The sequence below is a fragment of the Salinigranum rubrum genome (assembly GCF_002906575.1).
Taxonomy (GTDB): domain Archaea; phylum Halobacteriota; class Halobacteria; order Halobacteriales; family Haloferacaceae; genus Salinigranum; species Salinigranum rubrum.
On record NZ_CP026309.1, the window covers coordinates 343,489 to 366,050 of the forward strand.

25 protein-coding genes are annotated in these 22,562 nt (G+C 68.2%); 16 read left to right on the plus strand and 9 right to left on the minus strand.

The window, feature by feature from the left end:
* Positions 1-234: 234 nt before the first annotated feature.
* Positions 235-1,563, minus strand: coding sequence for an RNB domain-containing ribonuclease (locus C2R22_RS01660; protein WP_103424031.1), 1,329 nt, complete (start codon positions 1,561-1,563; stop codon positions 235-237).
* 146 nt (positions 1,564-1,709) lie between these two features.
* On the opposite strand from C2R22_RS01660, the gene C2R22_RS01665 reads away from it, so the two are divergent.
* The gene (locus tag C2R22_RS01665; RefSeq protein ID WP_103424032.1) at positions 1,710-2,399 is read left to right on the plus strand and encodes a cyclase family protein; all 690 of its coding nucleotides are present in this window, start codon (positions 1,710-1,712) and stop codon (positions 2,397-2,399) included.
* A gap of 97 nt (positions 2,400-2,496) precedes the next feature.
* Here the strand turns inward: C2R22_RS01665 and C2R22_RS01670 are convergent, their stop codons facing one another.
* Positions 2,497-3,273 carry a GIDE domain-containing protein gene (locus C2R22_RS01670; protein WP_103424033.1) on the minus strand — a complete coding sequence of 259 codons (777 nt, stop codon included), beginning with the start codon at positions 3,271-3,273 and terminating at the stop codon, positions 2,497-2,499.
* Positions 3,274-3,288: 15 nt separating this feature from the next.
* Positions 3,289-3,591 carry a DUF7562 family protein gene (locus C2R22_RS01675; protein ID WP_103424034.1) on the minus strand — a complete coding sequence of 101 codons (303 nt, stop codon included), beginning with the start codon at positions 3,589-3,591 and terminating at the stop codon, positions 3,289-3,291.
* 191 nt (positions 3,592-3,782) lie between these two features.
* Here C2R22_RS01675 and C2R22_RS01680 point away from each other — a divergent pair, with 191 nt between their 5' ends.
* On the plus strand, positions 3,783-4,262 hold the full coding sequence (locus tag C2R22_RS01680) for an RNA-binding protein (RefSeq protein ID WP_103424035.1): 480 nt from the start codon (positions 3,783-3,785) through the stop codon (positions 4,260-4,262).
* A 12-nt stretch (positions 4,263-4,274) separates the two neighbouring features.
* Positions 4,275-5,162, plus strand: a complete 888-nt coding sequence (locus tag C2R22_RS01685; RefSeq protein WP_103424036.1) for a PhzF family phenazine biosynthesis protein — start codon at positions 4,275-4,277, stop codon at positions 5,160-5,162.
* Between the two features lie 15 nt (positions 5,163-5,177).
* Here the strand turns inward: C2R22_RS01685 and C2R22_RS01690 are convergent, their stop codons facing one another.
* Positions 5,178-5,579 carry a RidA family protein gene (locus tag C2R22_RS01690; protein ID WP_103424037.1) on the minus strand — a complete coding sequence of 134 codons (402 nt, stop codon included), beginning with the start codon at positions 5,577-5,579 and terminating at the stop codon, positions 5,178-5,180.
* Between the two features lie 133 nt (positions 5,580-5,712).
* Here C2R22_RS01690 and C2R22_RS01695 point away from each other — a divergent pair, with 133 nt between their 5' ends.
* The 7 genes from C2R22_RS01695 (at position 5,713) to C2R22_RS01725 (ending at position 12,606) form a co-directional block, all read left to right on the plus strand.
* Positions 5,713-6,585 (plus strand): universal stress protein, encoded by an 873-nt coding sequence (locus tag C2R22_RS01695; protein WP_103424038.1) that lies wholly within the window; start codon positions 5,713-5,715, stop codon positions 6,583-6,585.
* 84 nt (positions 6,586-6,669) lie between these two features.
* The gene (locus C2R22_RS01700; protein ID WP_103424039.1) at positions 6,670-7,026 is read left to right on the plus strand and encodes a cell division protein SepF; all 357 of its coding nucleotides are present in this window, start codon (positions 6,670-6,672) and stop codon (positions 7,024-7,026) included.
* Between the two features lie 171 nt (positions 7,027-7,197).
* Complete coding sequence (locus C2R22_RS01705) at positions 7,198-7,560, plus strand: VOC family protein (protein ID WP_216824780.1); 363 nt, start codon at positions 7,198-7,200, stop codon at positions 7,558-7,560.
* A gap of 111 nt (positions 7,561-7,671) precedes the next feature.
* Positions 7,672-10,626 carry an excinuclease ABC subunit UvrA gene (gene uvrA / locus C2R22_RS01710; RefSeq protein WP_103424040.1) on the plus strand — a complete coding sequence of 985 codons (2,955 nt, stop codon included), beginning with the start codon at positions 7,672-7,674 and terminating at the stop codon, positions 10,624-10,626.
* 105 nt (positions 10,627-10,731) lie between these two features.
* On the plus strand, positions 10,732-11,148 hold the full coding sequence (locus tag C2R22_RS01715) for a hypothetical protein (RefSeq protein WP_103424041.1): 417 nt from the start codon (positions 10,732-10,734) through the stop codon (positions 11,146-11,148).
* Between the two features lie 46 nt (positions 11,149-11,194).
* Positions 11,195-11,689 carry a hypothetical protein gene (locus tag C2R22_RS01720; RefSeq protein ID WP_162562330.1) on the plus strand — a complete coding sequence of 165 codons (495 nt, stop codon included), beginning with the start codon at positions 11,195-11,197 and terminating at the stop codon, positions 11,687-11,689.
* A gap of 80 nt (positions 11,690-11,769) precedes the next feature.
* Positions 11,770-12,606 carry an alpha/beta fold hydrolase gene (locus tag C2R22_RS01725; protein ID WP_216824827.1) on the plus strand — a complete coding sequence of 279 codons (837 nt, stop codon included), beginning with the start codon at positions 11,770-11,772 and terminating at the stop codon, positions 12,604-12,606.
* Positions 12,607-12,630: 24 nt separating this feature from the next.
* Here the strand turns inward: C2R22_RS01725 and C2R22_RS01730 are convergent, their stop codons facing one another.
* Positions 12,631-13,764 (minus strand): serine hydrolase domain-containing protein, encoded by a 1,134-nt coding sequence (locus C2R22_RS01730; RefSeq protein WP_103424043.1) that lies wholly within the window; start codon positions 13,762-13,764, stop codon positions 12,631-12,633.
* A 256-nt stretch (positions 13,765-14,020) separates the two neighbouring features.
* Here C2R22_RS01730 and C2R22_RS01735 point away from each other — a divergent pair, with 256 nt between their 5' ends.
* Complete coding sequence (locus C2R22_RS01735) at positions 14,021-15,016, plus strand: WD40/YVTN/BNR-like repeat-containing protein (protein WP_103424044.1); 996 nt, start codon at positions 14,021-14,023, stop codon at positions 15,014-15,016.
* A 33-nt stretch (positions 15,017-15,049) separates the two neighbouring features.
* Here the strand turns inward: C2R22_RS01735 and C2R22_RS01740 are convergent, their stop codons facing one another.
* Positions 15,050-15,841: a hypothetical protein gene (locus tag C2R22_RS01740; protein ID WP_103424045.1), complete on the minus strand. Its 792-nt coding sequence runs from the start codon at positions 15,839-15,841 to the stop codon at positions 15,050-15,052.
* Positions 15,842-15,933: 92 nt separating this feature from the next.
* On the opposite strand from C2R22_RS01740, the gene C2R22_RS01745 reads away from it, so the two are divergent.
* Positions 15,934-17,016: a geranylgeranyl reductase family protein gene (locus C2R22_RS01745; protein WP_103424046.1), complete on the plus strand. Its 1,083-nt coding sequence runs from the start codon at positions 15,934-15,936 to the stop codon at positions 17,014-17,016.
* A gap of 97 nt (positions 17,017-17,113) precedes the next feature.
* On the opposite strand, the gene C2R22_RS01750 is transcribed toward C2R22_RS01745, so the two are convergent.
* From C2R22_RS01750 to C2R22_RS01760, 3 genes are all read right to left on the minus strand, one after another.
* On the minus strand, positions 17,114-17,290 hold the full coding sequence (locus tag C2R22_RS01750) for a hypothetical protein (protein ID WP_162562331.1): 177 nt from the start codon (positions 17,288-17,290) through the stop codon (positions 17,114-17,116).
* Between the two features lie 106 nt (positions 17,291-17,396).
* Positions 17,397-18,515: a CAF17-like 4Fe-4S cluster assembly/insertion protein YgfZ gene (ygfZ, locus tag C2R22_RS01755; RefSeq protein ID WP_103424048.1), complete on the minus strand. Its 1,119-nt coding sequence runs from the start codon at positions 18,513-18,515 to the stop codon at positions 17,397-17,399.
* Between the two features lie 97 nt (positions 18,516-18,612).
* Complete coding sequence (locus C2R22_RS01760) at positions 18,613-18,912, minus strand: DUF6432 family protein (RefSeq protein WP_103424049.1); 300 nt, start codon at positions 18,910-18,912, stop codon at positions 18,613-18,615.
* 139 nt (positions 18,913-19,051) lie between these two features.
* On the opposite strand from C2R22_RS01760, the gene C2R22_RS01765 reads away from it, so the two are divergent.
* From C2R22_RS01765 to C2R22_RS01780, 4 genes are all read left to right on the plus strand, one after another.
* Positions 19,052-20,227: a DUF7093 family protein gene (locus C2R22_RS01765; RefSeq protein ID WP_103424050.1), complete on the plus strand. Its 1,176-nt coding sequence runs from the start codon at positions 19,052-19,054 to the stop codon at positions 20,225-20,227.
* A 61-nt stretch (positions 20,228-20,288) separates the two neighbouring features.
* On the plus strand, positions 20,289-20,672 hold the full coding sequence (locus C2R22_RS01770) for a DUF5611 family protein (RefSeq protein WP_103424051.1): 384 nt from the start codon (positions 20,289-20,291) through the stop codon (positions 20,670-20,672).
* 113 nt (positions 20,673-20,785) lie between these two features.
* Positions 20,786-21,244, plus strand: coding sequence for a universal stress protein (locus tag C2R22_RS01775; protein WP_103424052.1), 459 nt, complete (start codon positions 20,786-20,788; stop codon positions 21,242-21,244).
* 144 nt (positions 21,245-21,388) lie between these two features.
* Entirely contained in the window at positions 21,389-22,360 is a 972-nt protein-coding gene (locus C2R22_RS01780) for an ROK family protein (RefSeq protein ID WP_103424053.1), read from the plus strand.
* Positions 22,361-22,562 lie beyond the last annotated feature (202 nt).

Below are 22,562 nucleotides of genomic sequence, written 5' to 3' on the forward strand. Positions count from 1 at the left end.
CGGCGACGGCGTCGAATCGCTCAGTACGGTGGGTGTCCGCATCGAGTGCAAGCGGGGAGTCGGTGGCCGAGACGCGTGGCCTCGCTCCGCCCGTGCACCGTGTGGCTTTCGTGCTCTCGGATACGCTCACGGTACTGTACGGGGAACGCCCCACCGATTCGGACAGCCACTCTCCGGAGCACGCCACTCCGACCGAGCGCTGAACGATTCGACAGGGACCGTCTTTCGGCCCTCCTATCGCTCGTCTTCCGCGGGCGGCATCCCGTCCTCGTCGATGACGTTTCCGTCCTCGTCGACGGTGACGACCCCGCGGTTGTTCACCGCGTAGGGGTCGAGTCCGATCTCGTCCATGAACTGCTTGTAGAGTCGTTCTGCGGTTTCGGCGTCCTTCTGTCTGTCCGAGGCGCGGTCGCACAGTTCGACGAGGTCCTCGGGCACGTCGTTCTCGTGGACGATCCAGTGGTTGATCAGATCGGAGAGCCGTCGGATGGGTGAGGTGAAGTGGCCGTAGATGTCGAAGTTCAGCGCGTGGTGGCCGCCGAACGGGTCGTTCATGTACTTCGCCCGGGGCATCACGCGGAGGACGGCGCGCTGAATCTTGTTGAGCGACCGCCCCGGTGCCTCTTCGAGCGCGGCGTTGACCGCCTTGCGCGGGTCGTCGAACGACGACCCCGGGATGGAGACGCCGTCGAGTTCCATGATTTCGGTGAGGGCTTTGTCCCACTGGTCCGGGGTGGGCTGGGGGTGGACGCGGTACATCGCCTCGACGCCGCGGCCCCACATGAGTTCGTGCGTGACGGCCTTGTTCGCCTTCAGCATGCACTCCTCGATGATGGTGTGGGCGCGGTCCCGACTGGGGTTCAGGACGAGCGAACCGTCCTCCTTGCGCTGTTCGTGCATCTCGTCCGCGAGTTCGAAGGCCAGAACGTTCTCGTCGTGCAGCGGCGAATTCTCGTCGTCGAGGCGGTTCTCACACTGCGTGTAGGTGAGTCGCTCGTTCGAGTTGATCACCGACTTGTAGATGTCGACCGACTCGAACGAGAGCGTCTCGCGGTCGATGTGCATCTCGACCGTATGTGCTAACCGATCCTCGTTCGGGACCAGAGAACAGACCGTCTCCGCGAGGATGGGCGGCAGCATGTGGACCGTGTAGGCGGGAAGGTAGACCGTGTTCCCGCGTTTCACGGCCTCGGCCCACATCTCCGAGCCCGGGTGGACGTAGTGGGAGACGTCGGCGATGTGGACCCACAGCGTGTACTCCTCGTCGCCTTTCTCGATGGAGATGGCGTCGTCGAAGTCCTGTGCGTCCGCGGGGTCCGTGGTCCACGTCGTCAGGTCGCGGAGGTCCTTTCGCTCGTCGACCTCGCTCTGTATCTCCGCTTGGACGTCCTCGGTTCGCTCCTCGGCCTCGCGGAGGACGGCGTGGGGGAACTGGTCCCGGAGCTCGAACTCCTCGAAGAGCTCCTCCCGCTTGTTCTTGAGGTGGCGGGCGACCTCGGCGTCGATCTCCACCGGGCCCTGTCCTTCGGCGGTCCCGGCGTACGCCTGCTCGTCGTTCGACATGCTCTGGGGTAAAAGCGAGAGGTAGTTAGTCGTGTCGGGGAGGCCCGACCGAACGGTTCGAGTCGGGCATCGTCCGACCGGTCGGTCGCGCTCGCCGGACGCGACGTGGACGAGTCTTCATGTGGTCGGGGGTCCGTTCGGCGTGTATGTCCCTTGCCGAGTACGTCGACCTGACGCACGAGTTCCGAGACGGAATGCCGGGCTTCCGCATGCGCGACGAGGACGGAACCGAAATCGAGTACACGGCCGAAATCAGCCCGTTCCTCACGCACGAGGAGACCCGCCCGATGTACGACGGCCGCGCGTCGTTCGAGATCACCGAGATGACGTTTCAGACCGCCGTCGGCACGTATCTGGACGCTCCGGCACATCGGTTCCCCGGCGCACGCGACGTCGCCGACCTCACGCTGGACGAACTCGTCAACGACGGGGTCGTCGTCGACGTCCGGGGGCGCGACCCGTACGAGGCGGTCGACGGGTCCGTCCTCCCGGACGACGCCGACCTCGCGGGGGCGGCGGTGCTGTTCAACTTCGGGTGGGACACCCACTGGGGGACCGAGGCGTACCGCGAGTACCCGTACGTCTCCGAGGCGCTCGTCGACCGACTCGTCGACGCAGGCGTCGCGCTGGTCGGTGTGGACACGATCAACGCCGACGACGACCGTAACCCCGCCCGTCCCACACACACGAAACTCCTCGACGCCGGCGTTCCCGTGGTGGAGAACCTCCGTGGACTGGACGCACTCCACGACCGACCGTTCCGGTTTCACGCCGTTCCCATCCGCGCCGTCGGCGCCGCCGCGATGCCCATCCGAGCGTACGCGGAGCTCCGGTGACGCGACTGTCCCGTCCCGTTCCGTCTCCTCTCGTCCCGCCGGTCTCCGGTGTCCGCTCCGGTATCCGTTCGTCGGTTTTCACGCCCCCTCTCGCCGCTTACGCGACGACGAGGCCGCCGTAGACGACCGCACCCCCCACGACACCGAGGAGGACGGCCACCGCGAGATGGAGCCCCCACTCGACGGCGAGTCGTCCCGCAACCGTTCGCGGGGCGGCGTCGGCCACGACGAACGGGTCGCCCGACGCGACGACGGCGTTGACGCTCCCCACCTCGCCGCGGTCGGGGGTCGGCGTGCCGACGACCGTCACGTCGTCGCCGGGGTGGAGACAGCGCTCGGTGAACCGCCGGGCGCGACCGACGGCGATGTCGAGCGGGCCGAGTTCGAGGAGGCGGGGGTCGACGTCGACGCCCGCGTCGGCCGCGAGTCGTTCGAGCCCCGCCGGCACCGTCTCGTCGGCGTCGACGCGACACACCTCGTCGGGTGCGAGACTGAGCGTCGCCGCCGCGGGGTCGACTCTCACCCCCGCGGTGCCGTCGTCGAGGACGAACGGAACCGCCGCGCGGCGCTCGTCGACGCGGGTCCACGTCCGGCCGCCGTCCCCGTCGGAGCGCTGTTCCGCCACCTCGTGTTCGACGACGAGCGCCTCGTCACCGCTGAGCGGTGCCGGCAGCGTCTCACCGGACGCGGTGGGGCGTGCACGACCGGAGAGCGCCACGCTCCCGTCGAGGCCTTCGGCCAGTGAGAGCACGGAGACGCGACGGGTTCGGAGGACGGCCGCGGCGTCGCCGAAGCCGCGGACGACGTGGACGAGAACGAACAGCGCGAGAACGAGCGGGAGGAGACCGACGACGACGAGCGGGGCGAAGACCACGAGCGGTCGAGGAGGTCAGCGTTCGCGTTCCTCGGCCGAGCCGTACCGCTCCTCGACGGCGCCGACGTATCGGGAGAGGAACTCCTCCTGACTGAGGCCGTCCTGTTCGATGCCCAGGATGAGCGATTCGAGTTCGTTCCGCGGCTGGTGACAGAGCGTGCGGTAGCACGCTTTACACAGGTACTCGAACTCCTTGTCGTGTCGGTCCCAGCGGTTCCCCTCCTTGTCGTATTCGCGCGCATCGGCGCGGAGCACCGACTCGCCACAGGCGATGCAGACGACGGTTTTTCGGTCTCGGTTCGACCGAGAACGCCACATACTCACCCACATGGCCGGGGGTTACTTAGCGTTTGTCTGCCGCGTCTGACGCGAGGCACACGGCGGGTCGTCTCACCGCGTTCCCGACCCGTCTTCGGTTCGCGGTGCGGCGCCGCTGGACCGCCACAGCGGGCCGTCACGTGACGGCCCGCATCGGTCGTTTTATCGGGTGGGACGGCCCACCTTCGGGTATGGAAGTCAAGTCTCGACACCACCTGCGGAGCGACGAAATCCGCGACCTGCGCGAGACCATCGAGGCACAGACCGGCGTCGACCTGGACGGCGACGCGTTCGAGAAGGTCGACCTCACCGAGACCAGGTTCGACGTCGTCCTCGTCGACGGCTCCCCCGCGGTGATGTTCGTCGACGGCGACCCCTACCTCACGGTCACGGGCGCGAACGACTACTCCCCGACGGAACACGTCGTGACCGTCGACGCCGGCGCCGTCTCGTTCGTCTCCGGCGGCGCGGACGTGATGCGCCCCGGCATCGTCGACGCCGACGTGGACATCGACGAGGGCGACCTCGTGGCGATCAAGGAAGAGACCCACGGGAAGGTGCTCGCCATCGGTCGCGCCCTCGTGCCGGGGGCGGAGATGACCGGGGACTCGGGGAAGGTCGTCGAGAGCGTCCACCACGTCGGCGACGACCTGTACGAACTGAGCATCTGACGGTCCAGCCCGATGTCGCTCTCACACCGCTTCCACCTCGTCGACGTCTTCGCCGAGGAACCGTACGCCGGCAACCAACTCGCCGTCTTCCACGACACCGCGGACCTCTCGACCGCGGAGATGCAGGCGCTCACCCGCGAGATGAACTACTCCGAGTCGACGTTCATCGAATCGACGACGCCTCCAGACGACCGGTACGAGGTCCGCATCTTCGACCCCGCCGAGGAACTCCAGTTCGCCGGCCATCCCACCATCGGAACCGCGTACGTCGTCCGTGAGTTCCTCCGGGACGACGCGCCGGACGAACTCACGCTCTCGCTCGGCGTCGGCGACATCTCCGTGACGGTCGAGTCGGAGGGCGAGGACGACCGATACTGGGTCCACCAGATTCCGCCCTCCTTCGAGACGACGCTCGACCACGCTCACGCCGCCGAGATGCTGGGGCTCTCTCTCGACGATATCGACGACCGCTACCCGGTCGAACTCGTCTCGACCGGCCTCCCCACGCTGGTCGTCCCGCTCCGCTCGCTCGACGCCGCCCAACGAGCCGAGACGCAGGCCGACCCCTACTCGCGATACCTCGTGGAGCCACACGGGAACGTGAACCTGCTCGTCTTCACGCCGGAGACCGAGGGCGACACCGACCTCCACGTCCGCGTGTTCGCCGACGCCGGCGGTATCCCCGAGGACCCCGCGACGGGTTCGTCGAACGGGTGTCTCGCGGCGTACCTCGTCGCCCACCGGTACTTCGACACCGACGAGGTCAGCGTCACCGTCGAACAGGGGCTCGAAATGGGCCGGCCGTCGCTCCTGCACCTCCGCGCGAACGAGAGCGAGGAGGGAATCACCGTCTCGGTCGGCGGCCGCGTCCAGCCAGTCGCCGAGGGTCGGCTGTTGTGACCCACGACGCCCCGTTCACAGGTCCTCGTCGACGGGCGCTTCGACCTCGATTTCTACCAGCGGCGTCTCGCTCGCGAGGCTGTCGACCCCGAGGGCGGTGTGGCAGGGGAAGGGCCGCTCCGGGAAGACTTCCCGGTACACCGAGTGAAACGCCTCGTAGTTGTCCGCGATGTCGACGACGTAGCTCGTGACCTTGACGACGTCTCCGAGGCCCCGGTCGACGCTGCGGAGGAGCGTCTCGACGTTCTCGAACGCCTGTCGGGTCTGTGACCGCACGTCGTCGCCGACGTACTCCCCCTCGTCGTCCGTGCCGACCTGTCCCGACACGTAGAGCGTCCCGTCGGCGACGATTGCCGGGGTGAAGTGGTGCTGCGCCGCGTCGGCCAGGCCCGCCGGTTCGATGGCTCTTCGCGTCATGACGAACGACTCTCCGAGGCGGTTGATAACGGTTGGGTCGGCCCGGTCGGTCGACTCACCCTCGCCGTCCGTCGTTCTCAGTCACCGACGCTCGACCCTCCGCTATATCCCGCTGGACGGTGATGTCACGCGTATGTACACTCGCGTCCTCTATCCGACCGACGGGAGCGACCCTGCCCGCGAAGCGCTCGGGTACGCGCTCGACCTCGCCGCCGAACACGACGCCACGCTGCACGTTCTCAACGTGGCGAACACGAACCAGGACAGCCTCACCACGGTCGAGGGACGCGTGGTCGACGTCCTCGAGAGCGAAGGCGAAGAGGTCGTCGACGAGGCGGTCGACCGCGCCACCGAACGGGGGGTCGACGCCGTCTCGGCCGTCCTGCAGGGAGACCCCGCGCTCACCATCGTCGACTACGCCCGCGAGTACGACGTCGACCTCGTGGTGATGCCGACTCACGGTCGGAGCGGGCTCTCCCGCCTGTTGCTCGGGAGCGTCACGGAGCGGGTCGTCGGTTCCATCGACGTGCCGCTCGTCGTCGTCAACCCCACAGAGGACCGCACGTTCCGGTACCCGCCGCGCGAGATACTGGCGGCGACCGACGGCAGCGGGGCCGCGGACCTGGCGCTCGATTCGGCGGTCGCCCTCGCCCGCGACACCGGGGCGACGCTACACGTCGTCTACGTCGTCGAGACGACGACCCTGGGGTTCGACGTGCGCTCCGCCCTCGCGAGCGAGGAACTCGACGCCGGCGCGGAGTCCGTTCTCGAGGCCGCGGCCGAGCGGGCCGAAGAGAGCGGCGTCGACCCCGTCACCCACGTCGAACACGGCCATCCCCACCGTGAAATCCTCTCCCTCGTCGACGGCGAAGTCGACCTCCTCGCGCTCGGCGTCCACGGCGAGACGGACTTCAGCCGGTCGGTTCTGGGCGGCGTCGCCACGAAGGTGATCCGCACGGCACCGGTCCCGGTCCTGTTGCGGCGCGAATCCGACTCCGCGGTGTAACACACCGACTCGGACACCTCGGGACAGCGCCGTCATGCGAGTGTCTGACGTAAAACTAAGCCCCCTCGTGTCGCTGTACAGTGCATGGGAATCATGAATAAGCTCCTGAGTGGGGGGCAGAGTCACAGCACGGACGACTACGTCACGCTCGACCTCGACGACTTCGACACCGCCCGCGGCGGCGAGGCCCGCACGCAGATTCACATCGCCGAAATCGGCGGACAACAGGACGTCATCGCCATCAAGGACGCCGTCTACGACGGCGACATCGTCATCGCCGACGTGACCCGACTGCGGATCAACGACAGCACGATGGAGCACATCATCGACGACCTCCAGCAGGTCGCCCGCGAAGTCGACGGCGACATCGTCCAAAAGGGCGACGACCAGATCATCATCGTCCCGCAGGGCTGTGGCATCTCCCGCCGGAAACTCGCCTGACTCCCTGCTGACTCCGAACTGAGGCCGATTCACTCCCTTTTCACCGGGTCGCCGGCGGCCCGAACGCGCCGCGACCGTGCGCCAGTGTGACACCCCGAGCCGTCGCGTTCACTTCCGGTCCGTGGCGAGTGGCTATGGCGTTCGGTAGCGTCTACCACGTGAGGTGTTACAATGTCGAGAGTGACGTTCTTCGAGATATACGCCGACGACGTCGAACGCGCGATGGCGTTCTACGAATCGGTGTTCGACTGGCAGTTCGAGCGGTACGAACCGAGCGAGGTGGACTACTGGCTGGTGATGACCGGCCCCGACGACGAACCGGGTATCGACGGGGGGTTCATGCGACGGCCCGAGGGGATGCCCCGGGTCGACGGGGCGAGCGCGTTCGTCTGCACCGTCACCGTCGAGTCCATCGACGACACCCTCGAACGGGTCACCGACACGGCGGGTCGATCAGAATGGAGACGATGCACATTCCCGACGTGGGGTGGCACGCGTACTGTCTCGACTCCGAGGGCAACGCGTTCGGCGTGATGCAGCCCGAACGAGGTGCGCCGCTCACGTGAGACAGTGTGACCCGTTCGAGCGGACGGGACCTGCACCAACCGATGGGTATTCCCCCGCTGATTCCCTACGCCGATTCAGATGAGCAAGGACTTCATCGAGGTTCGAGGTGCAGAGGAACACAACCTGAAGGACCTCGACGTCCAGATCCCCCGCGAACAGTTCACGGTCGTGACGGGGCTGTCGGGGTCGGGGAAGTCGTCGCTCGCGTTCGAGACCATCTACGCCGAAGGGCAACGCAGATACATCGAGTCGCTGTCGGCGTACGCCCGCAACTTCCTCGGACAGATGGACAAGCCACAGGTCGAATCGGTCGAAGGGCTCTCGCCCGCCATCTCCATCGACCAGAAGAACGCGGCGAACAACCCCCGCTCCACCGTCGGCACCGTCACGGAGTTACACGACTACCTCCGCCTCCTCTATGCCCGCGTCGGAACCCCCCACTGTCCCGAGTGCGGCCGCGAGGTGGGCGAGCAGTCGGCGTCGAACATGGTCTCGCGGGTCCTCTCGCTTCCGGAGGGAACCAGAGCGAAGCTCTGTGCGCCCGTGGTCAGAGACCAGAAGGGTGCCTTCAAGGACCTCTTCGATGACCTCGTCGCCGAGGGCTACTCACGGGTCGAAGTCGACGGCGAGGAGTACGACCTCGCGTACGAGAAGCCCGAGTTGGACGAGAACTACGACCACACGGTCGACGTGGTGGTCGACCGCGTGAAGGTCTCGAACGAGGCGCGGTCGCGCATCACCGACTCGGTCGAGACGTCGCTCGAAGAGGCCGACGGCGTCCTGAAGGTCATCCTCCCCGACCCGCCCGAAGGCGTGCACCTCGGCGTCGAGAGCCGCTCGACGGGCGACCTCGCGGGCGAGGGCGACTCCAGGCTCGTGGTGGAGTTCTCCGAGAGCCTCGCCTGCACCCACTGCGGCATCGACTTCTCCGAGATAGAGACGCGGTCGTTCTCGTTTAACTCCCCGCACGGAGCCTGTCCCGCGTGTGAGGGCATCGGCAACACGAAGGAGGTCGACGAGGACCTCGTCGTCACCGACCCCTCCCAGCCGATCAAACACGTCTTCGAGCCGTGGAGCTACAACCGGTCGTACTACCGCACGCGACTCGACTCGGTGGCCCGGCACTTCGGCGTCTCGGTGTCGACGCCGTTCGAGGAACTCGCCCCCGAGGTCCGGCGGCAGTTCCTCTACGGCACCGACGAGGAGGTGGTGTTCGAGCGCCAGACGAAGAACGGCACGCGACGGAAGACGAAGCGGTTCGAGGGCGTCATCCCCAACCTCGAACGCCGACACGTCGAGACGGACTCGGAGTCGACCCGCGACCACATCGAGAAGTACATGGCCGTCACCACCTGTCCGGCCTGCGACGGGACGCGGCTGAAGCCGCAGTCGCGTTCCGTGCTGGTGCAGGGGACGTCGATCACCGAGGTCAACCGGATGAGCATCGGCGACGCCCTCGACCACTTCGAGGGGATGGAAGCGGAGATGGGCGAGCGCCAGCGGACCATCGCCGAGGAGATTCTGAAGGAGATCCGCGCACGCCTCGGCTTCATGTGCGAAGTCGGGTTAGAGTACCTCACGCTCGACCGCGAGGCCTCTACTCTCTCCGGCGGGGAGAGCCAGCGCATCCGCCTCGCGACGCAAGTCGGCTCCGGACTCGTGGGCGTGCTGTACGTGCTCGACGAGCCCTCCATCGGACTGCACCAGCGCGACAACGACCGCCTGCTCAACACCTTAGAGGGGCTCAGAGACCTCGGCAACACCCTCATCGTCGTCGAACACGACGAGGAGACGATGCGCCGCGCCGACAACATCATCGACATGGGCCCGGGGCCGGGCAAGCGCGGGGGCGAGGTCGTCGCCCAGGGCGACTTCGACGAGGTCTGTGCGACCGACGACTCCGTCACCGCCGACTACCTCTCGGGACGGAAGTCCATCCCGGTGCCCGAGGAGCGCCGCGAGTCCTCCGGCACCCTCTCTATCCTGGGTGCCCGCCAGCACAACCTGAAGGACCTCGACGTCGACCTCCCGCTCGGGACCTTTACGGCGGTTACGGGCGTCTCGGGGTCGGGCAAGTCGACGCTGATACACGACATCCTGTACAAGGGACTCGCCCGCCGGATGAACGACAACACCTCCGTCGACCCGGGCGAGCACGACGGCATCGACGGGATGGACGAGATAGAGACGGTGCGGCTCATCGACCAGTCGCCCATCGGCCGTACTCCCCGATCCAACCCCGCGACCTACACGGGCGTGTTCGACTACGTCCGCGAACTGTTCGCCGAGACCAAACTGGCGAAACAGCGCGGCTACAAGAAGGGCCGCTTCTCGTTCAACGTCAAGGGCGGGCGGTGTGAGGCCTGCGGCGGGCAGGGGACCGTCAAAATCGAGATGAACTTCCTCTCGGACGTGTACGTCCCCTGCGAGGAGTGCAATGGCGACCGGTACAACGACGAGACGCTCGACGTGACGTACAAGGGGAAGACCATCGCCGACGTCCTCCAGATGGAGGTGGACGAGGCACACGAGTTCTTCGAGGCCAACTCCCAGATCCGCCGCCGGCTGAAACTCCTGAAGGACGTCGGCCTCGGCTACATGCGGCTGGGACAGCCCTCGACCACCCTCTCGGGCGGGGAGGCCCAGCGCGTGAAACTCGCCGAGGAACTGGGGAAGAGAGACTCGGGGAACACCCTCTACCTCCTCGACGAACCGACCACGGGGCTCCACAAGGAGGACGAACGGAAGCTCATCGACGTCCTCCACCGCCTCGTCGACAACGGCAACACCGTCGTCGTCATCGAGCACGAGCTCGACCTCGTGAAGAACGCCGACCGCATCATCGACCTGGGTCCCGAAGGCGGCGAGAACGGCGGTGACATCGTCGCGCAGGGCACGCCCGAGGCGGTGGCCCGAACGGACGAATCCCACACGGGCCGGTACCTCCGCGACCTCCTGCCCGCAATCGACGAGGAGGGACCGCGCTCGGACCGACTCCGAAAGCCGGCGAAGGCGGCGACCGACGACGACTGAACCGGCGACCGCCAGCGCTTTTCGCCTCCGGGGGCGCGCCCCGCTGCAGATATTCGAGTGGTATGTATGGATAGTTATATGTCGTGTCGTGGTGAGTGTTGCCACATGACACGTGTTCTCAAGACGTCCGGTTTCCTGGGCCTGACGGCGATGATGCTCGTCGGGATGTACCAGCACTCGCTCGTCGCGGGTGGCGGCGGCGCACCGAGTTGGATGGTCGGCGGGCACGCCCACCTCGGCGTGCTCTCCATCCTCGCCATCGTGATGGGCTTCGCCGTCGACGCGTTCTCGATGACCGGGTCGCTTCGCTCCGCGGTGACGGGGCTGTTCGTGCTCGGCCAGTGGCTCCTCCCCGTGAGCGTGTGGGTCGGCGTCGGCTTCGGCGTCACCATCCTCCTGCCGGCCATCTTCCTGTGGGGGCTCTGTCTCATCGTCGCCATGCTCATCATGGTCTGGCAGGCGGCGACGGCCGACGTCGGTCGAGGCGGTCCGTCTCACGGCGTCGCACCGGCCGACGACTGAGGCGGCTGTCGTCGTCGGGACCGGTCGTCACCTGTGGTGATCTGCCATGTCCGGGGAGGACTCACAGCGGGTCCCGTGGTTCCCCGGCTTTTTGTTCGTGGCCGTCGGGACACCGTCTATGCCCTCCCGCTCGCTCCTCGACCTCCTCCTCGCGTTCGTCGGCTGGTTCCTGCTCCTCGTCCTTCCGGTGAGCGTCGTCGTCGACGTGCTCTCGATGTCGGTCGCGGGTGTCTCCGACCTCGCACTGGTAGCCGCGCTCGCCGTCCCGACCGCGACGTGGTTCTGGTGGTCGGGCCGTCCCGTCGGCCCGCTCGGCGCGTGGTTCTTCTGGACCGTCGCGCTGACGCTCGCGCTCGGCCTCCCCCTCATGGTCACCCTCGCCGCCTTCGACGCCGCACTGACGACGGGGAGCCTCCCCGCGCGCGTCCTCACCGTCGTGTTCGTGACCGTCGTCTACGCCGGCGCGTACGCGCTCGGCTATCTGGGCTGGGCGTCGCGCCTCCGGGGGGAGAGTGGGACCGGTGCCGAGTCCGACGGGTAGTCCCGTCGGAACTACATTGAAGCGGGCCTGGCCACAACCTCCCGTTCGATGCTCGGAGACTTCGAACGGGAACGAGTCGACTGCGGCGAGGCCGAACTCGCCCTCGAACGGGGCGGCGACGGGCCACCGCTGCTCCTGCTGCACGGCTACCCCAGACCCGCGCCGCCTGGCACGAAATCGCCCCGGAACTGGCTGAACGGTTCACGGTCGTCGCCCCCGACCTCCGGGGGTACGGCGACAGTCGCGGTCCGAGCGACCCCGAGACGGCCGACTACTCCAATCGCGTGATGGCCGCGGACCTCGTCGCCATGATGGAGTCGCTCGGGTTCGACGCGTTCGGACTCGTCGGCCACGACCGCGGGGCGCGCGTCGGCTACCGCCTCGCACTGGACCACCCCGGGCGAGTGGCGCAGTTAGCGGTCCTCGACATCGTCCCGACGCTCGAAACGGCGGAGATGATGGACTACGCGTACGCGAAGCAGATGTACCACTGGCTGTTCCTGGCACAGCCACACCCGGTGCCGGAGACGCTCATCAACCACGACCCGGCGTTTTACGTCGACCACCTCATCGAGCGCTGGGCCGCTTCGCCGGACGCGCTCGACCCCGCGGCCGTCGCGGCGTACCACCGCGCCTTCGCGGACGAGCGGGTCGTCCGCGCGAGCTGTGAGGACTACCGCGCCGGGCTGAGCGTCGACCTCGACCACGACCGCGCCTCCCGCGAGGCGGGCGACCGGATCGAGTGTCCGGTGCTGGCGCTCTGGGGGGACGCCTCCGGCACGGTGTCGTTCGACCCGCTCGACGTGTGGGAGCGGTGGGCCGAGTCGGTCGAGGGGCGGGGACTCTCGTGTGGGCACTTCGTGATGGAGGAAGCGCCCGAACGCACCCTCGAAGCACTCGACGCGTTCTTGGTGTAGGTCGCGTTCGTCGCCCCCGTCGACTCACCCGAACACCGTCCGGACGGCGTCGGCCATCGCGTTCACGCGCGCGCCGTGTTCGTACTCGTGGCGGATGCCGTTGGTGACGTACGCCATCGCCAGTTCTCCCGACTGGCCCCACCCGACGATGCTGCCGAGGCCGCCGTGGCCGAACACGGTCCGCGGCGAGAGCGACCCGTACTTGTCCCACGCCGTGCCCCCGCACTCGAACCCCAACGCGTACCGACGGGGCACGCCCATCGTCCCGTCGTGTTCGACCTCCGCCTGGCAGGTCGTCGCCTCGGCGACCGTCTCCTCCTCCAGGACCCGAACCCCGTCGAGTTCCCCGCCGTTCGCGAGACAGGCGTAAAAGCGCGCCATGTCCCGGGCGGTGCCGATGCCCGTCGCCGCGGGGACCACTGCCCGCTGGACCGACTCCTGATCGAACAGCGCCGCGGCGTCTTTCGTGCCCGTGTCGAGTCCCGCCCCCGACTCCCGACACGAGTCGTACGGCTCGAAGCCGACGAGCGTCGCCACTTCGTCACCCGAGACGTCGTCGGGGAGGCCGATGCTCGTGTCGTCCATGCCCAGCGGCTCGAACACGTGCTCGCGGGCGTACTCGTCGACGGGGGTTCCGGACACGCGACGGACGAGTTCACCCACCAGAAACCCGTACGAGAGAGAGTGGTACGCCGCCGTCTCGCCCGGCGCGAAGACGAGGTCGGCGTCCTCCATCGCTTCGACCGCGCGGTCCCAGTCGCCCCACTCCTCGGGACGCTCTTCGAAGCCCGTCGTCGGGAGGCCGGCCTGGTGGGAGAGGACGTGGCGGACGGTCACCGCCGCCTTCCCGTCGTCGCCGCGGTCGAACGCCGGCCAGTGGTCGACGACCCTGTCGTCGTAGTCGACCAGCCCCCGGTCGCGGAGGTGGTGGAGACAGGCGCCCGCGTAGGGCTTCGTACACGAGAAGAGCAGGTGCTTCTGCGCGGTGGTCGTCTCCCTCCCCTCGGGACCGATGACGCCGCCGGCGACGTCGAGGACGGGGGTGGTCCCGTCGTACACCGCCAACTGGGCCCCGTGGTGGAGGCCCGCGTCGAGGTGGGCGTCGAACAACTGGCGGACGCGCTCGAGGCCGCTCGCGTCGAACGGGCTGGGTGACATGTCGTGGCAGACAGGGGAGGAAGTGAAATACGTTGGGGAGACTCGGTGGGGTAGCGTGTGGACGTAGTACTCGGGGGTGCATTGGGAGTCGTGAGGAACGGGGTTGGCAGTACGAGGACCGCACGGCTTTCCTTCTAAACGGGCCTGTTTCGTCGACGAACCTTCGCCGAAGCCCCGAGTAGTCTATCCACTGTCTCGACCGAGACGGACCGAAGAGCGCACGGTCGCTTTTCACCGCCGAACGCGTACGCTCGATATGGACCGCCTGTTCGCCGCTCTCCCCGACCGCGTGGTCGCCGTCGACGCCGACGCCGACGGAGCCGAGGTCCGCCGCGAGACCACACCGACTCCGGACGCCTCGCTCCAGTGCGTCGCCGCCTCGCCTCTCGACCCCGACATCGTCTGCTGTGGCACCGCCGACGACGGCCTCTTTCGCTCCGAGGACGCGGGCGCAACGTGGCACTCGGTGGAGGGCATCGACCACGCTCGGGTGACGAGCGTCGCCTGCGTGCCGTCCGAACACGGCTCCACGGCCGTCACCTGGTGGGCCGGCACCGAACCGAGCCGGGTGTACCGCTCCGCCGACGCGCTCGCGTGGACCGCCTGCGACGGCCTCACCGACCTCCCCTCCTCGTCGTCGTGGGCGTTCCCGCCCCGCCCGCACACCCACCACGTCCGGTGGATTCAGGCCGACGCTCACGATTCGGATCACCTCTACGTCGCCGTGGAGGCCGGCGCGCTCGTCCGGACCCACGACGGCGGCGAGACGTGGGAAGACCGCGTCGAGGGGTCGCGGCGCGACACGCACTCGATGACAGTCCACTCCGACGCCCCGGGTCGCGCCTACTGCGCCGCGGGCGACGGCTACGCCGAGACGGAAGACGGCGGGGAGACGTGGACCCACCCACAGGCGGGACTCGACCACCGCTACTGCTGGAGCGTCGTCGTCGACCCGGCGGACCCCGACCACCGACTGCTCTCCGCGGCCAGCGGCGCGATGCGCGCTCACCGGGCGGGGTCGGCCGACACGTACGTCTACCGGAAGCAGGGGGAGGACCCGTGGGAGCGCGTCGACGGTCTGCCGACGGGGGACGGGGTGACGCGGTACGTCCTCGCCGTCGGAGACGAGGGGTTCTACGCGCTGTCGAACGCGGGGCTGTTTCGCTCTCCCGACGGTGGAGACGAACCGTGGGACCGACTCCCGCTCGCCGTCGACGACGACGCCACCGTCGCGGGTCTCGTCGCTATCTGACGGCGGGACTGCGTCGACACCCCTCCCCGTGTCTCAGTCGTCCCCGCCGACGAGCGGCCGCGGGAGAAGGTGGTCGAAGTGCCGTCGGACGGCGTACTCCGCGCCGCCGAGGGCGACTATGGCGGGCAGGACGACGAACCAGACGACGAGGTAGAAGGGGGTGACGCTGTCGACCGGGGCGGCGAAGACGTCGGTCCGGACGGCGTTTCCGGTGAGGAGAGCGACCCCGAGGACGGGGGTGACGAGACCGAACCGAAGCACGAGGAGCGTCGGGACGACGCCGAGTGCGACCATCCCCACGGCTCCCCACGCGAGCCAGAGGCCGAGGGCATCGACGACGGCCTCGTACTGGTCACGAACGACCCACAGCACGAGGGTCGCGTGTCCGACACCGACGACTCCCGAACAAAGGAGGGCGGCGCGGGAGAACCGCGTCACGGTCGCTCGTCGGTTTCGGAGAGCGGACTCGACCGCACCGACGACGCCGCACCCGGCGGCGAGCATCGAGGCGGCGATTCCGATTCGAGGGAGCGAGTCCAGCGTCGGCGGTACCGCGAACGGGAGGAGCACGAGGCCGCCGACCGCGACGAGGACGCCGAGACGGAGACGACGGTCGACGCCGACAGCGACTCCTGCGCCGAGCGCCGCGAGCGGGAGCAGGTACAGGAGGCCGAGCGCGACGAGCGCGGCGGTAAGCGAGTCGTCGCCGAGACCCGTGATCCCGAACGGATAGAGGTAGGCCGCGTACGCGACCGGGAGGAGCGTCGCCGCGACCGGGGGACGACGGACCGTCTCGGCGAGCGGGCGATCACCAGCGGGGACCATGACGGGTGGGTCGGTCGACGACGAGAAAACCGTTGTGTCCGAATCGGTCGTTTCGAGAAGATATTTACTCGCGCTCCCGATAGGGTGAGTCGATGTACGACTTCGTCGTGGTGGGTGTCGGCCCCGCCGGTGCCCGGTTCGCACGCCGGGCCGCCGAGGCCGGCTACGACGTCCTCGCGCTGGAGAAGGGGGAGGTGGGGACGCCGTTGGCGTGCTCCGGGCACGTCTCGACCGACATCTGGGACTACCTCCCGCCGAAAGCCAAGGAGCAACTGTTCCAGAACCGCATCTACGGCGCGGACTTCCACGTCGGCGGTCCCGCGAGCGGCGCGCGCCGCTTCTACAAGCGCGAGGAGATATCGAACGTCATCGACCGCGTTCAGTTGGACCGGACGCTCGCGGACCTCGCCCGCGAGGCCGGCGCCGACGTCCGCGAACACCACACCGTGACGGGCGTCGACGAGCGCGAGGACCGCGTGGTGCTCACGGTCAAACACGGGGACTCGACCGAAGACGTCGAGGCGAAGATGGTCGCCGGCTGTGACGGTCCCGTCTCGCGGGTCCGCCGCTCGCTCGGCCTGCCCGAACCGGGCGAGACGCTCCACGGCGTCCTCGCCTTCTCGGACGAGGTGGACCACGGCGACTACGTCGACGTCCACCTCACCGTCCCGCGCTTCTTCGCGTGGCGCATCCCCCGGGGCGAGGCGGGCGTCGAGTACGGCCTCGCCGCCCCGCCGGGCGCGTCGGTCAACGAGATGTTCGACGTTCTGACCCGCGAGTACGACGTCGAGACCGACCACTTCTGTTCCGGCGCGATTCCCATCGGCCCCCCCGAGACGGTGACGACCGACCGCGCCTTCCTCATCGGAGACGCCGCCGCCCAGACCAAGCCGTTCACCGGCGGCGGCATCCTCTACGGAATGACCGCCGCCGACCACGCGGCTCGAGCCATCGACCCCGACGCACCCGCGACACTGGACGCGTACGAGGCCGCGTGGCGGTCGGACCTCGCCCGCGAGATTCGCCTCGGCCACTGGGTCCGGCGGTGTTACTCGCTCCCGGAACCGGTGCAGAAATTCGGCCTGCGGGCGCTCTCGGGGGAAATCGGCGTCCACATGGACCGGCCCACCTCGCTTTTCTCGAGAGAGGGGCTGAAGAAACTCGTGAGTCGGTGAGCGCACCCCAGCAGACGCATACGGACCGCTGTCACTGCGTCGCGGTCGGCCGTGCGACGGCGAACGTTGATTCAGGAGCGGCTGACCGCGGTCGGTTTCAGCGCATGAGTTCGAGCCCGATTGCCGATGCTGACTGAATCCACGCGTCCTCGCCCGCCCGGTCGTAAATGATGACATCTCCGTCCTCGAGTCTGAGGTCGGCGTAGCGCGCCCCGTCCGCGCCGTCGACCTCGCAGTCCCAGTCCTCTCCGCTGTCGTCCGTTCTGGTTGCCATCGTTTCGGTCACCTCTGTCTCACACGTCGCCTCGTCGACGGAAGAAGGATTTCCGAACTGTCGACCGGATTCGTCCCCACTGACACCACATTTCGACCGGGGACGGTTAGTCGACCTCTTCGTCCGCTGGATACTCCGGCAGTCGCCCCGACGGAACGCCCCCCTCGACGAACGGGAGGGTCGTGAGGTCGGCGTCGACCTCGTCGCCATCGACGCGGACGGTGAGACCATCGCCCGCACCCACCCGCTCGGGCAGGTCGTAGTCGACGAACGCCAGCGCGATGGGGCGTTCCAAGAGCGGGCTCTCGACGGCGCGCGTCACCTCGCCGACCGCCTCGTCGCCCGCGAACACGGCTGCCTCCCTGTCTGGCAGCGCTTCCGGGAGGAGGCCGACGAGTCGGTTGCTCGGCTGTCCCCGGTTCTCGACCTTCGAGACGACCTCCTGGCCGACGTAACAGCCCTTCTCGAAGTCGAGGGCGGAACGGACGCCGACGACGTTCGGAACTCTCCCCTCTAGCTCGGAATCGAACAGCGGCGTCCCCGCCTCGGTCGTGAGCGTATCCCACGTCCGGTAGCCGACGGGGATGGCGGCGTTACCGCGCGTGAGGAGCGTGTCGAACAGCCTCTCGGCCTGGTCGGCGGGGCAGACGACCTCGTATCCCTCTTCTCCGGTGGGAGCGTCGGTAGCGACGACGGTAACGCCGACGTCGGCCATCGATCCGCGGACGAACGAGAACGGCTCCTCCGGCGCGCCCGCGTGGTTGAGGACGGACGCGATTTTCTCGGTGGAGCGCGGCCCGTGGACGCCGAAGACGCCGAAGTCGCCCGAGGCGTCGCGCAACTGGACGTCCTGGATGAACACCTTCTCGCGCCAGTCCTCCAGGAGGGGTTGGATTCGCGACGGCGGCGTAAAGAGCAGGAGGCGCTCGCCCGCGTTGTAGACGAACAGTTCCGTCTCGATGCGGCCCTGCGGATCGAGGAGAAGCGCGTAACAGCCCTCCTCTTCCGAATCGGGAACGCGGTTCGAGACGGCGTTGTCGACGAAGTCGACGCGGTCGTCGCCCTCGACGACGAGCACGCCGTAGCCCATCTCGATGACGCCGACGCCGTTGCGCACCGCTCGGTGGGTGCGTTCGGGGCGGCCGTAGTGGTCGACGACGCTGACCCCGCCGCGCTCGGTGAAGACGGCACCGTGTGCCTCGTGGAGGTCGCCTACGAGCGTCATGTCTGTCGGGAGGGTCGCAGTCGGGAAAACGGTACGGACTTCGCGCTCGCGTCTATCGTCGCGTGCGTTCCCGTCCGCGGTCGGAGACCCGTCGCAGTCAGAAGCCGAGTCGGTCGCGGATCCTATCGAGCAGGCTCCCCTCGTCGTCGGGGGCCTCGCCGGGGTCGGGGACGACGCGCTCTGCGGGCATGATGCGCACGCGGTCGTCCTCGCCCTCGACAGTGATGAGCGAGTCGGACTTGAGACGGTCGAGCGCCTCGCCGATGGCGTCGATGTCGGCGTCGACGACGGCCCGCAGTTCGTAGACGGTCATGCCCTCCGAGGCCCGGTCGACGAGGGCATCGAGGATGGCGACGTCGATGTCCTTTCGCTTCCGGAACTCCCGCCGCGCTCTCATATCCGTTGCATCGAGCGCCGATGGTTTATACTGTTGGCTCCCCTCCCTCTCTCCCCGCGTTCGTCCGCACAACGGAGTCAGACGGCCGTCTGACGTCGGGGGTAGTTTTTTGCTGTCGACTCGGGAACAGTGTGACATAATGGGTCTCAGGTGCCTGCTCGGACACGACTTCGGCCCCTCGGGCGTCGTTCGCGAGCACGAAGAGGATGGGAGCGAGATGGTGGTGACCGAGCGCGAGATTCGGCGCTGCCGCCGGTGCGGCGAGGAACAGGTCCTCTCCGAGAGTACGGAGGTCAGAGCCATCCGGACGGAGGGAGAAGTCCGCTCGGAGCGGCGGGACGCCGACGCCGTCGCCCCCGCGAGCAGTACGCAGGGTGCGGACGTCGGCGACGAGTCGCCGCTGAACGCCGACGCCGCTGCGTCACCGGCCAGCGAGGGGATGGAGTCGGCGTCGACGCCGGACGCGACGGGGCTCCGAAACACCGCCGAGTCGGTCACCGAACCCGATGAGAGCAGCGTGGCGGCAGAGACGGTACCCGACGTCGGTCCGGAACTCGAAGAAGCGGACGACGCCGACTCGAACACGTCGCTCATCGAGCGCGCGGAGGCCGGGTTCGACGACGCCGACGACCCCGAGGAGGAGGACGCGGTCATCCTCGACGACGCCACGCCCGAACGCGAGCACGGAGCGTGGCCCGACAGCGGCGACGCGCCCGAACCGAGCGGGGCAGTCGGCGACGGTGGCACGGACCCCACCAGCGCCGACGGCGCGGGAGAGGACGCCGAAACCGACGACGACGCGGCCGACGACTCCCGTTCGCTCGCCGAGCGGGCGGCCGAAGAGGACGCCGAACTGATGGGCGGGAGCGACGCCAGCGCACCCGCCGCGAGCGAGCAGGCCGACGCGTCGGACTCGATGTCGGCGGCTTCGTCGTCGGCGTCGGGGGGCGCGTGGCCCTCCCACGAGGACGAGAACGAGGACGAGGGCTTCTCGGCCGACGCGGCGACGGCCGGCGGGCCGGGGCTGGCTTACGGCAACGAACTCACGCCCACGGCGACGAACGGGCAGAGTCGGAGCCACGCCGAGGACGACGCGTACGAGACGTCCTACCTCGACAACACCGTCGAGCAGCGCGAGGGCGACGGCACCATCGTCAGCGCGCGCGAGGACGACAGCCAGTCCCCGCGTCCCGGCGTCGAGACGGAGTACTACTGTCCGAACTGCGGACACACCCGACCGCTCGACTCGTCGATTCGGACGGGCGACATCTGCCCCGAGTGCCAGCAGGGGTACATCGCCGAGCGGGAGCGATGACCACCCTTTTCCCGCCGCGGGTGACGAAACAGGTAAACCGTCCCCTGTCAAACGACGGAGCATGAAAGAGTACAAGATGCGACGGGGCGAGACGCTCGAGGAGAACGCCCCGGACCTCAAAGCGACTATCGAGGAGTACTTCGGTCCCGTCACGGGCACCGACGAGTGGAACGGGAACGAACTGTACGTCGTCGACGAACCGGACAACCCGGTGTTCAAGCGCATCGTCGCCGGCGCGGCGAAGTACAGCGGCAAGAAGGACCAACTCGCCGTCCACTTCGAGGAACACGAGGCCGCAGCCATCCTCGAGAAGGGACTCGAAGACCACGCACAGGACGCCGTCTCCGCGAAGAACGAGTTCCTCCTCGAAGTGACGGGCCGCGACGCGAAGTCCCGCCGCGACTCGATGAAGCGCGCCGTCGAGGACGACGCCCCCGACTACTGACGCCGCACCTGCGTCCGGCGGCCCCGTGGGGGAGGCCACGGCGCCCCCGACTCATTAATTCGATTCCGAGTAAACGACCGAACTTTAAGTCGCCCGCGAACGTCGTCTCGAGTATGAGTCTCGACACCATCGTGCTGGCAGTGGGACCGAACGACGCGGATCGGTACGAACGACTCGCGGAGGAGACCATCGACCTCGGCGTGGGGGCGGATTCCCACGTCGTCCTCGCACACGTGTTCACCGACGAGGAGTACGCGTCTGCACTCGACAGGCTGGAGATCGATGCGACCGCGGAGGAGGCGACGCCCGGTGGGGTCGCCCGCCGGCACACGACGACGCGCGAACTCGGAAAACTGCTCGAGGAGGCCGGCATGGAGTACGAGGTGCGCGGCGGCGTCGGCGAGCACGGGAAGGAGATCGTCGCCATCGCGAAGGAGGTCGACGCCGACCTCGTCATCGTCGGTGGCCGGAAGCGTTCGCCCGCCGGCAAGGCCGTCTTCGGAAGCACGGCCCAGGAAGTGATGCTCGAAGCGCCCTGTCCGGTGACGTTCGTCCGCGCCGATACGAAGTGAGCGCGTGATCCGGTGACGTCGCGCTGTCGAGGCGGGCGCCGTGCCGAGGTTCGGACGACGACGGCTGGGTTGGCGACCCTCGATTCGCGGCGTCGATACGCGGAACCACCCTGATTAAGTGGTCGGCGCGTTCCACTGTGGACAATGACGTACTACGTCGGTGTCGACCTGGGGGCGACGAACGTCAGGGCTGTCGTCGCGGACGCCGAGGGGACCATCATCGGCAGCAGCAAACGTGGCACGCCGCGCGGCCCGACGGGAATCGCCATCACCGAAGCCGTGCTCGAGGTCACGCGCGCCGCCTGCGACGAGGCCGGTATCGACCCGGAGGCGGCCGTCGCGGCGGGCATCGGCTCTATCGGCCCGCTCGATCTCGCCGAGGGTGCCGTCGAGAACCCGGCGAACCTCCCCGACACCATCGACCGCATCCCGCTCACCGGTCCGCTCTCCGTCCTGCTCGACACCGACCGCGTCTTCTTGCACAACGACACGGCCGCGGGCGTCATCGGCGAGCGCTTCCACTCCGAGCGCAACCCCGACGACGTCGTCTACATCACCATCTCGACCGGCATCGGCGCCGGCGTCTGCATCGACGGCCACGTCGTCTCGGGGTGGGACGGCAACGCCGGCGAGGTCGGCCACATGACGGTCGACCCGCACGGCTTCATGACGTGTGGCTGTGGGCACGACGGTCACTGGGAGGGCTACTGCTCGGGCAAGAACATCCCGCGCTACGCCTACGAACTGTTCCAGGAGGACGCCAGCGTCGAGACCGACCTCCCCGTCGACGACCCCGATTTCTCCGCCGCCGACGTCTTCGAACACGCCGGCGAGGACGAGTTCGCCGACTACGTCATCGACCAGCTCTGCCACTGGAACGCGATGGGCGTCGCCAACGTCATCCACGCGTACGCCCCCATCGTCATCTACATCGGCGGCGCCGTCGCGCTCCGAAACCCCGACCACGTCGTCGACCCCATCCGCGAGCGCGTCGACGACATGGTGATGGTCAACGTCCCCGACATCCAACTCACGGCGCTGGGCGACGAAGTCGTGGTGAAGGGGGCCGTCGCGAGCGCGATGACCGGAGGAACGGGTGACCGTGCCAGACTGTAGGTCTGGCAGCGTCGCGCGTGGCTTCGCAGGTGGGACCGGCGACCGGGCTCGTCTGTAGGACGAGCCACCTCGCCGGGCGCACCGAAGGAGGTACAGGCGACCGAGCGCGGCTGTGAGGCCGCGCTGATTTCGACTGAAGCCCCGCAGGCGGTACGGTGACCCCACCGGGCTGTAACGGACGTCGCCTCCCGCAGGACGGCTT